Source organism: Castellaniella sp. (genome assembly GCF_041675725.1).
GTDB lineage: Bacteria > Pseudomonadota > Gammaproteobacteria > Burkholderiales > Burkholderiaceae_B > Castellaniella.
This window is the reverse complement of record NZ_JBAYTI010000019.1, coordinates 40290-49253: the sequence shown is the minus strand read 5'-3', so window position 1 is coordinate 49253 and position 8964 is coordinate 40290. Positions and strand designations below refer to the sequence as shown.

Annotated in this window: 12 protein-coding genes; 3 read left to right on the top strand and 9 right to left on the bottom strand. The window is 63.9% G+C overall.

Annotation, left to right across the window (positions count from 1 at the left end; translation table 11 throughout):
* Window positions 1-129: 129 nt before the first annotated feature.
* A complete protein-coding gene (locus tag WCZ84_RS05815) occupies window positions 130-786 on the top strand; it encodes a class I SAM-dependent methyltransferase (protein ID WP_372685316.1) in 657 nt (218 codons plus the stop codon).
* Between the two features lie 47 nt (window positions 787-833).
* Here WCZ84_RS05815 and WCZ84_RS05810 read toward each other — a convergent pair whose 3' ends face one another.
* The 5 genes from WCZ84_RS05810 to WCZ84_RS05790 are packed head-to-tail and all read right to left on the bottom strand — an operon-like array spanning window position 834 to window position 4623.
* Complete coding sequence (locus WCZ84_RS05810; RefSeq protein WP_372685315.1) at window positions 834-1910, bottom strand: ABC transporter substrate-binding protein; 1077 nt, start codon at window positions 1908-1910, stop codon at window positions 834-836.
* On the bottom strand, window positions 1907-2239 hold the full coding sequence (locus tag WCZ84_RS05805) for a hypothetical protein (RefSeq protein WP_372685314.1): 333 nt from the start codon (window positions 2237-2239) through the stop codon (window positions 1907-1909). The genes WCZ84_RS05810 and WCZ84_RS05805 overlap by 4 nt, the downstream gene beginning before the upstream one ends.
* Before the next feature lies 1 nt (window position 2240).
* Window positions 2241-2999 carry an ABC transporter ATP-binding protein gene (locus WCZ84_RS05800; RefSeq protein WP_372685313.1) on the bottom strand — a complete coding sequence of 253 codons (759 nt, stop codon included), beginning with the start codon at window positions 2997-2999 and terminating at the stop codon, window positions 2241-2243.
* Between the two features lie 11 nt (window positions 3000-3010).
* On the bottom strand, window positions 3011-3820 hold the full coding sequence (locus WCZ84_RS05795) for an ABC transporter permease (RefSeq protein ID WP_372685312.1): 810 nt from the start codon (window positions 3818-3820) through the stop codon (window positions 3011-3013).
* Window positions 3817-4623 carry an ABC transporter permease gene (locus tag WCZ84_RS05790; protein ID WP_372685311.1) on the bottom strand — a complete coding sequence of 269 codons (807 nt, stop codon included), beginning with the start codon at window positions 4621-4623 and terminating at the stop codon, window positions 3817-3819. Before WCZ84_RS05790 ends, WCZ84_RS05795 begins: the two co-directional genes overlap by 4 nt.
* Window positions 4624-4712: 89 nt before the next feature.
* Between WCZ84_RS05790 and WCZ84_RS05785 the strand changes: the two genes are divergently transcribed.
* Window positions 4713-5054, top strand: a complete 342-nt coding sequence (locus tag WCZ84_RS05785) for a cupin domain-containing protein (RefSeq protein WP_372685310.1) — start codon at window positions 4713-4715, stop codon at window positions 5052-5054.
* 76 nt (window positions 5055-5130) lie between these two features.
* Here the strand turns inward: WCZ84_RS05785 and WCZ84_RS05780 are convergent, their stop codons facing one another.
* The 4 genes from WCZ84_RS05780 to WCZ84_RS05765 are packed head-to-tail and all read right to left on the bottom strand — an operon-like array spanning window position 5131 to window position 8108.
* On the bottom strand, window positions 5131-5370 hold the full coding sequence (locus tag WCZ84_RS05780; RefSeq protein ID WP_372685309.1) for a biotin/lipoyl-containing protein: 240 nt from the start codon (window positions 5368-5370) through the stop codon (window positions 5131-5133).
* Entirely contained in the window at window positions 5367-6083 is a 717-nt protein-coding gene (locus WCZ84_RS05775; protein ID WP_372685308.1) for a 2-oxo acid dehydrogenase subunit E2, read from the bottom strand. Before WCZ84_RS05775 ends, WCZ84_RS05780 begins: the two co-directional genes overlap by 4 nt.
* A gap of 15 nt (window positions 6084-6098) precedes the next feature.
* The gene (locus tag WCZ84_RS05770) at window positions 6099-7139 is read right to left on the bottom strand and encodes an alpha-ketoacid dehydrogenase subunit beta (RefSeq protein ID WP_372685307.1); all 1041 of its coding nucleotides are present in this window, start codon (window positions 7137-7139) and stop codon (window positions 6099-6101) included.
* Window positions 7140-7166: 27 nt separating this feature from the next.
* Entirely contained in the window at window positions 7167-8108 is a 942-nt protein-coding gene (locus tag WCZ84_RS05765; protein ID WP_372685306.1) for a thiamine pyrophosphate-dependent dehydrogenase E1 component subunit alpha, read from the bottom strand.
* Window positions 8109-8210: 102 nt separating this feature from the next.
* Here WCZ84_RS05765 and WCZ84_RS05760 point away from each other — a divergent pair, with 102 nt between their 5' ends.
* Window positions 8211-8963 (top strand): SDR family NAD(P)-dependent oxidoreductase, encoded by a 753-nt coding sequence (locus WCZ84_RS05760; protein WP_372685305.1) that lies wholly within the window; start codon window positions 8211-8213, stop codon window positions 8961-8963.
* Window position 8964: the final 1 nt, after the last annotated feature.

Below are 8964 nucleotides of genomic sequence, written 5' to 3'. Positions count from 1 at the left end.
GCGAGTTCGAATCCCGCCGTCCCGACCAGCATTATCAAGGTCTTACAGCGCTTTCTCTGTAGGCCCTTGTTCTTTTGCGCGAGGTTTGCGTGCGTCCATGGCACGATCTTGTGCTGAAGGATGTCACTTATGTCGTTTGCCTGGAATCCGGCCGCGTACGATGCCTGGTATGACAGCCCGAAAGGGCGCTGGATCGGTCAGGCTGAATACCGCCTTATGCTTCGGGAACTCGGTTTTCCCGAAGAAGGCCGCTTGTTGGATGTGGGTTGCGGTACTGGCTGGTTTACCCGTCAGCTGGCATTGCGTGCGGGTCTGCACGTGACCGGCGCGGACCTCAGCGCCGATGCGCTGGATTATGCGCGTAGCCGGGATCCCCGCGCGCTCTATGTACAGGCCGATGCGCTCGATCTGCCGTTTCCCGGTGCCAGCTTCGACTACGTCTGGTCGATTGCGGCTCTTTGTTTCACGACCCACTGGCGTCGGGCGGTGGCCCAGATGGTGCGGGTGACGCGCGGGCGTTTCGCCATCGGCATGCTCAACCGGCATAGCTTGCTCTGGCGCGAGAAAGGCCGTGAGGGGGGCAGCGAGTCGTATCGTGGCGCCGTGTGGCTGTCACCCGATGAATTTGCCGCGGGGTTCGATGGCCTGAATGTGCGGGATTTACGTCTGCGTCACGCTATCTTCTGGCCATCGGCGCATCCGGCTGCCCCTTATGTGGAGCAATGGCTTCCCAGTTGCCTGCCCTATGGCGGCCTGATGGTCATGAGTGGTGGCATCGCCCAATAGAAACGCCCCCGAAGGGGCGTTTCATGGCTGAGGCGAGGGGAGGGGTTTCAATCGGCCTTGCGGATGTACACGAAACCGTCGCCGATCAGGGCATCGTCAGAGATCTTCGGAAGATCGGAAAACAGCCCGGGCTGTTGGTTCATGACCTTGACGATATGCGTGGAATCCATGTGCTTGTTCACGTCGAAGTCGCTTTCCACGAACTTGAGCCGGTGCAGGGTGGCCACGGCATCGTCCAGAGCCTTGTAGTTGTTGGCCGAGAGCCGCCGGTCTGTTTGCTGGACGTTGTATTTCATGGCCTCCTGGGCCACGGCCGGATCCAGGCCCGGGACCCAGCGGGTGGCGACCTGCGCCGCTTCTTCTGGATTTGCGCGCATCCACTGGTCGGCTTCGGAAAGCGCCGCCAGGAATTTCTCGGCCGTCTCGCCGTTGTTCTCGAGCCAGTCCCGCATGGCGACGTTAAAGCCCAGGTATGAAATGAAATTGCCGCCCCGTACGACCTGGTAGGCGCCCGGGACGTCTTTCAGGGCAATGATAGGCCAGGGATCCCAGGTGTCGAACGCATCGATGCCTTTGGTCAGCAGGGCCACGGTCATGTCGGGTGGCGGGGTGCTGACCAGATCCACGTCTTTGATGTCCAGGCCGGCCGCCTCGATCAGCGCCAGTATGTGCAGGTGGTTGATCGAACCAAACGAGGTGGCGATCTTTTTGCCCTTGATCGTGGTCAGGTCTTTGGGATCGATGCCCGAGCCTTCGCGGGCCACGACGGCCAGGGTCGTGTCCGAGCCCAACTGGGCCGCGCTGCCGCTGTAGTTGCCAAAGGCGACGAGATCCATGCCGCGGACCACGGCGCCGATCATGGGAACGCCGACCTGCGCAGTTTCCACCACGCCGCTCTGCAGGGCGTTGAGCAGGTCGACACCGGTGGCGAATGGTTCGGCAATGGTGACATCCAGGCCGTGCTTTTCAAAGAAGCCTTTTTCCTGGGCAATAGGCAGGGCAATCTGGTCGATGCCCGAGACCATGCCGGCGCGCATCTTGACGAGATCATCCTGAGCGTTGGCAGCGATGGGAATGGCCATGGCGATGGCCACGGCCAGGCTGCCGATATGCTTGAGTTTCATGGTTTGTCTCCTTGTTTGATGGGTTCCACTTTGGCCACCCAAAAGGGGCGTGCGAGTTGTGTCAGCCGGTCTGGGGGCACGCCTCGCACCTGAACGGTCGTGCCGGCTGCGCCGGACACACGCCCGAACTCTTGAAATTTCTGAATATGGAAGCGCTCTGGGGGAAAGCGCAGCGTGACCAGGACGTCGACGCGCCGCGCATCGAGTGCAAACTGGTCGCCGACTTTCCAGATGGATGCCATGCTGAGCCACACCTGCCACAACAACATGGCCAGGATCGCCAACAGGACGATTCTGCCACGGGTCGAGTGAAGCAGGGCGCGGATCATGTCAGGCCGTCCGCACCAGTTGAAGCACCTGGTTCACCAGGGCCTTGAAGTTTTCATCTTCGTTGAGCAGGTCCCACGAGCGGGGCCGGCCGATATCGACCAGGACCTCGTCCATGATCCGGCCCTTGGACAGCACGACCACGCGATTGGCCAGAAAGACGGCCTCGGAGACGTCGTGCGTGATGAAGATCACCGTGGTACGGCGCTCTTCCCAGATACGCGTGAGTTCTTCCTGGAGCGTCATGCGCGTCTGCGCGTCCACGCTGGCGAAAGGCTCGTCCATCAGCAGGACGTCGGGGTTGTTGGCCAGTGCCCGCACGACACCCACACGCTGCTGCATGCCCCCCGAGAGTTCGTTGGGGTACAGGGCGGCGGCGTGCGACAGGCCGGCCAGGGCCAGGTATTCGTCGGCGATCTTCTGGCGTTCGCCCCGCCGTACGCCGCGCATCTTGGGCCCGAACGTGACGTTGTCGGCGACCGTTTTCCAGGGAAACAGGGCGTGTGACTGGAACACGACGCCGCGGTCCGGCCCCGGCCCCTTGACTTCCTGGCCCCCGACGAGCACCCGGCCGCGGGTAGGCTGGAGAAAGCCGGCGATCATGTTGAGGATGGTGGATTTCCCACAGCCGGAAGGGCCCACGACCGAGACGAAATCGCCTGCCTGGACTTCCAGGGAGACGTCGCTCACCGCCACGAAATCCTCGCCGCGATAGGCATCGGAATAGGTCTTGGACAAGGATTCGAGAATGAGATTTTTCATGCCAGCCTGAGTCATTCTTGTGTTACCAGGCCCCAGCGTTGGCCTGTGAGCCGTTCGATGGGCGCCAGTATCCAGCCATCGACGATATACCAGAGAACCCCCAGCACCACCAGCCCGACCAGAATGGCCTCGACCGACCCGGCGCGGCGCGAATCGAACATGAGAAAGCCGATGCCGCTGGTGCCGACGATGATCTCGGCGGCGATCAGGGCGCGCCAGCCGAATGCCAGCCCGTTTCGGATGCCGGTCATGATGTTGGGCAGGGCACCCGGCAGAATGACCTCGAACAGCACGCGACTGCGCGATGCGCCCAGGCTGCGCGCGGCGCGCAGTAACTGCTCTGGAACCGAGCGCACGCCCAGGACGGTGTTCATGGCGACGGGAAACAGCACGGTATAGACCAGCACGAACGTGATCGTCTTGAGCCCGAAACCGAACCAGACGAGCAGGATGGGCAGCCACGCGATGTCACCGATCGCCTGGAAGAACAGCAGGACCGGCCAGCACAGCCAGTGCGCCGTGCGGTTCAGCCCGATCAGCACCCCCAGTGGAATGGCGACGGCGACCCCGGCGGTTGCGCCAACGGCCAGACGCACCAGACTGTCGGACAGGTAGCCGGTGAGGATGCCCTTGTAGACCAGTTCGCCCGCGCGCGCGACGACATCGGCGGGCCCAGGCAGGAACACGCGCGGAAACATGTCGGCCCAGACGACCAGCTGCCAAAGGAAAACGAGCAGGGCAAAGGGCGCCAGCGTAGCCAGGAATGGATGACGCGTTGCCCAATGGGCATACCGGTCTGATAGGGATTGCAGCCAGTTCATGATTTTTGCACCATCCCCCAGCGTTCGACTGTGGCCCGCTCCAGGGGGGCCAGAAGCAGGCTGTCGAGCGCCAGCCAGATCAGGCCGATGATGATCATGGTGAAGACGATGACTTCTGTCCGATAGAAGTCGCGCGCCAGAAAAAGCATGTAGCCGAGCCCCAGGTTGGTGGCGATGATTTCAGCCGCGATCAGGCCGCGCCAGGCAAAGCCCATGCCGGTACGGATGCCCATCACGATGTTGGCCAGGGCGCCGGGCAGTAGGACCTGGAACAGCATCTGTGTACGGCTGGCCCCGAGGGACGCCGCTGCATGGCGCAGCTGCATGGGGATGGTCGATACGCCCAACAAGGTGTTGTAGACGACGATGAAGAACACCGCATTGAAAATGATGAAGGTGATGGCGCCGAAGCCGTAGCCGAACCATAAGGTGGCGATGGGGATCCAGGCGATGCCGGCCAGGGCCGAAAAGAACCGCAGCAGGGGGGTCAGGAAACTGGACACCCCCTTGTTGATGCCCATGAGAATGCCCAGCGGGATGGCCGTGACCAGGGCCAGGGTGGCGCCCACGGCAATACGCCAGAGGCTGGCGGCCGTGTGGGCCAGCAGCGAGCCATCGGACCAGGCCTGCCAGCCGGCCTTGGCCACCATGGGAACGTCGGGGAAGACCCTGGGACTGACTTGAAAAAGGGTGACCACGGCCTGCCAGAAGGCGACTAGCAAGATGAGCGGGACGATGAACCGCAGGGCACGCGAACCGCGTTTTCCTGAAGAGAAGGCAAACCTGCTGAAACCTTTGTACATTATGGATGCCAAAGCCTTAGGTTAGGTACCATAGGGTCGACCTATCTTACTTTGGAACCATTCATCCTTGAGTCAGGGTTTCCATGGATATGCCTGTCAATTTTTTTGCCGACTGGCCCGCCGATACGGCGTCGGAGTCTTTTCAGGACCTGCTCTGCGTGCCGGGCCTGCGCATCGAGCGCATCGTGTCGCATGGCCAGGCCAGCCCGCCGGGATTCTGGTATGACCAGGATTGGGACGAGTGGGTACTGGTGCTGCGCGGCGAGGCGGTTCTGCGCCTCGAAGGCGAGGCCGCGCCGCGTACGCTGGCGCCCGGGGATCATTGCTGGCTGCCGCGGGCATGCCGGCATCGTGTCGAGCGCACGGCCCCGGATGGGCCCACGATATGGCTGGCGGTGCATCACAAAGCGGCGCCCGGTTGCGGTGCATAAATAGGGATGCCGTGGAGGGACGCCGTGGCTGGCCGCAGCCGATGGCGGCCAGTCGGATCAGGGGGCCGGGGCTTTCTTACTCGAGGGTCATGATGTCCTGGCCGACGTCCACCGCGTCGTCGACTTCGACCAGCAGGGTTTTCACGGTGCCCGCATGGGGCGATTCGATTTCCATGTTGACCTTGTCGGTCATGATCTCGGCCACGACGTCGCCCGGCTGTACCGTATCGCCTACGGCCTTGCGCCAGGCCACCAGGGTGCCGGATTGGAAATCGTTGGCCAGTTCAGGGACGCTGATGGTCAGGGGGCTGCTCATTGAGGGTTCTCCGTGTCGAGTTGTTGGATGCGCTGGGCCAGGTCTTCGAGGAACTGGCCCGCGGGCACGCCATTGATGATGCGATGGTCGTAGGTGAAGGAAACGGGCAGGATAGGCGCGACGTGCCAGCCTTGTTCGCTGTCGTCGGCCACCAGCGCCGGGCGGGTGCGCCCCATGCCCAGGACGCCGGATTGCCCCGGTGCGATGATGGGGGTGGCCCAGGTCGTGTACTGCAGGCTGCCGTAATTGCTGATCGTGAAAGTGCCGCCGCGCACGTGCTCGAGCGTGGTCTTGCCGGCGCGTGCGGCGGCGACCAGGGCGTCGGTTTCCCGGACGATATCCGCGAGGCTTTTATGGTCGGCTTCGCGGATGACCACTGTTTGCAGGTCGCCGTTGGGCATGGCAATGGCCAGGGCTACGTTGACTTGCGCGTATTCGTAGACCATGCCCTCGTGCAGCACGCCATTGAGCCGGGGGTACTGCGCCAGGCAGCGCGCCACCAGATGGATCATGTGATGCGTCAGGCTGCTGGCCAGGCCCTGTGCCCGGCTGCGTTGCTGGGCGGCCAGCAGCGGTTGCGCGGGGATCTCGGCCATGGCTGTGACGCTGGCCGTGTCGTGCTGGCTGGCCACCAGCCGCTCGGCCACGAATTTTTGCATGCCGCCCAGCTTGTACTCGCGGGCGACCGGGCAGTGATTGAAAACCTTGTCCATGTCGGGCTCCGGGTGTCAGGCTGTGCGGGCGCCCAGGTTGGCACAGTGGTGGATGGCCGCCAGGATTTCGTCCAGGCTGGGCAGCACCAGTTTGCGCACGGGCCCGGTCGGGATGGGGATCGGCTTGGCGCCCACGCGGGCAATCTGCACCGGCCGGTTTTCGGCACCCAGGACTTCGAGTACCCGTGCGATGACCTCGGCGCCATGGCCAAAGGCCTTCCAGGCCTCGTGCACGGTCAGCAGGCGGCCGGTCTTGCGCACCGATTCGATCACCGTGTCCTCGTCCCAGGGCAGAAGCGAGCGCAAGTTGACGACCTCGACCTCGATGCCCTGTTCGGCTGCGCGCTCTGCCGCGCGCAAGGCATGGGGCAGCTGCGAGCCGTACGCAACCAGGGTGAGATCATGACCACGTCGAGCCACCTCGGCGGGCCCGATGGGCAGGGCGGGGGCATCCAGGTCGACGACTTCCCGCCGCCCGTGGGACAGGGACATGGATTCGATGAACAGCACCGGGGCCGGGTCCTGGATGGCTGCCCGCATGAGCCCGTAGGCATCGGACGGGGTCGCCGGCATGACCACCTTGATGCCCGGCACGTGACAGAACCAGACGGAATAGTCTTGTGGATGGCCGCCGTAGGGGCCGTCTCCCATGCGGGTACGGATGACCGCGCTGGGCGTGACGGCGCCGGCGCTTAGATAGTGTAGATTGGGCGCCTGATTGATGAGCTGGTTCATGGCGGCAGGCAGGAACTCGCCGAAACTGAGCTCGACGATGGGCTTGCAGCCCAGCAGCGACGCGCCCAGCCCGAGCCCGGTCATCGATGACTCGCTGATCGGGGTCTCGAGAATGCGTTGCGGCCCGAATTCGTCGAGCAGGCCCTGGGTGCCCTGCATGACCCCGCCGAACGCGCCCACGTCCTGCCCCAGGTAGAAAATGGATGGATCCGCCTGCATTTCTGTGCGGATGGCTTCCAGTACCGCCTGCGCAAAGGTGAGGCGCGGCTGGCGTGCCGCTGCCGCGTCTTGCGCGGCAGGGGATGTCTTGACCTGATTCATAGTGATCTCGGTGATGAATGGGGGGCGTCAGGCGTTGGCCGCCGTGGCAAAGACTTCGTCGGCGCCCAGCTCGGCCAGCCCGGCGTCGGGTCCGGCCAGGGCGCGTTCGACGGCCTGGTCGACGGTCGCCTCGATGTCCTTGTACAGGGCTTCGAGGTCTGCCTCGGACGCGAGTTTTCGTGCGATCAGCCGCTCGTGCATGAGCTCGAGCGGATCCGTCGGGTGATCCGGCTGGTCGATCGCAGTGCGGTAGGGAGTCTTGTCGTTGGCCCAATGGCCATGCTTGCGCCAGGTACGCGCTTCGATTAGCGTGGGGCCGGCCCCTTCCCGGGCCCGTTCCATGGCTTGCCTGACGGCGGCCTGAACCGCCTCGACGTCGTTGCCGTCGACCGCCACCCCGGGAATGCCGTAGCCTTGGGCACGGTCCACGATCGGCGCGGGCAGGTACGTGCGGGCCGCCTGCGAGATGGCCCAGCCGTTGTTCTGGCAGACGTAGACGATGGGCAGCTTCCAGAGGGCGGCGGTATTGACGTTTTCGTGAAAATCGCCCCGGTTCGAGGTGCCATCGCCAAAGCTGCATACACAGACGTGCCCCTGGCCCTGCCGCTGCAGGGCCAGGGCCGCCCCCGTGGCCATGCCCAGCGAAGTGCCCAGATCGCCCGCCACCCAGGGGATGAACCCGAGCTGGGCGGGCCCGATGAACGGCATGGAGCGCCCCTTGCCATAGCCATCGGCCTTGCCGAAGGCCTGGCAGGCCAGACGTTTCATGTCCGCTCCGCGCATCAGGTAGGCGACGAAGGGCCCGCGGTAGTGGGGCACTGCGATGTCGCCGGTACGCAGTTCTGCAAAGCTGCCGACGATGGCGGCTTCTTCGCCTTCGGTGGAAAACCAGCGCGGGTTTTTTCTGCCCAGGGCGGATTCCAACAGGCGGCTGGTCAGCATCCAGCGGTATAGATCGATCGCATTCACTGGAAGAGGCTCCTCGTGGTGTAATGGCTGGGAACACAATTGTCCCTGAACAACCCTCTTTTTTAACATCTTCGCTGTTTAATTTCTCGATATGGATCTCGTATGACACGCCCAGTTGCCGACACGGCTCCGAGACACGCGCATTATGATTTTTCCGGCCTGGTGGCCGTGGTCACCGGGGCCAGCAAGGGCATTGGCGCCGAGATACGCCGTTATCTGCAGGCGGCCGGCGCCACTACGTGCAATTGGGACATCGCCCCGGACCCCCAGGATGGCCGGGCCTATCAGGTCGACGTGGCCGATCTCGCCGCCGTGCAGGCGGCGACGGATGCGGTGCTTGCCCGCTTCGGGCGGATCGATCTGCTCGTCAACAATGCGGGTTTTGCGGGGCCGACCGTACCGCTGGCCGACTACGATCCGGCGATCTGGGCGCGCATCCTGTCGGTGAACCTGGTGGGCATGTTCCATGTCTGCCATGCCGTGGTGCCGCACATGCGCAAAGCCCGGGCCGGGCGCATCGTCAACATGGCTTCGATCGCCGGCAAGGAAGGCACGCCCAATTCCTCGGCCTACAGTGCCTCGAAAGCGGGCATTCTTGCGCTGACCAAGGCCCTGGGCAAAGAGTTGGCCGGTACGGGGGTATTGGTCAACGCCGTGGCGCCGGCCGCCATTCGCACCGAGCTGCTCGAGCAAATGACGCCCGAACACGTGCGCACCATGGTGGGCAAAAGCCCCCTGGGGCGGCTGGGCGAGCCCGAAGAGGTGGCCGAACTGGTCGCCTGGCTATGCTCGGATTCGTGCAGTTTCAGCACCGGCGCCGTGTTCGATCTATCCGGCGGGCGGGCGACGTCCTGAG

Coding starts and splice junctions, on each gene's coding strand:
- WCZ84_RS05780 (WP_372685309.1), bottom strand. CDS start 5,370: ATGAGCAGCCCCCTGACCATCAGCGTCCCTGAACTGGCCAACGATTTC.
- WCZ84_RS05790 (WP_372685311.1), bottom strand. CDS start 4,623: ATGTACAAAGGTTTCAGCAGGTTTGCCTTCTCTTCAGGAAAACGCGGT.
- WCZ84_RS05795 (WP_372685312.1), bottom strand. CDS start 3,820: ATGAACTGGCTGCAATCCCTATCAGACCGGTATGCCCATTGGGCAACG.
- WCZ84_RS05770 (WP_372685307.1), bottom strand. CDS start 7,139: ATGAATCAGGTCAAGACATCCCCTGCCGCGCAAGACGCGGCAGCGGCA.
- WCZ84_RS05760 (WP_372685305.1), top strand. CDS start 8,211: ATGACACGCCCAGTTGCCGACACGGCTCCGAGACACGCGCATTATGAT.
- WCZ84_RS05785 (WP_372685310.1), top strand. CDS start 4,713: ATGCCTGTCAATTTTTTTGCCGACTGGCCCGCCGATACGGCGTCGGAG.
- WCZ84_RS05815 (WP_372685316.1), top strand. CDS start 130: ATGTCGTTTGCCTGGAATCCGGCCGCGTACGATGCCTGGTATGACAGC.
- WCZ84_RS05810 (WP_372685315.1), bottom strand. CDS start 1,910: ATGAAACTCAAGCATATCGGCAGCCTGGCCGTGGCCATCGCCATGGCC.
- WCZ84_RS05775 (WP_372685308.1), bottom strand. CDS start 6,083: ATGGACAAGGTTTTCAATCACTGCCCGGTCGCCCGCGAGTACAAGCTG.
- WCZ84_RS05805 (WP_372685314.1), bottom strand. CDS start 2,239: ATGATCCGCGCCCTGCTTCACTCGACCCGTGGCAGAATCGTCCTGTTG.
- WCZ84_RS05800 (WP_372685313.1), bottom strand. CDS start 2,999: ATGAAAAATCTCATTCTCGAATCCTTGTCCAAGACCTATTCCGATGCC.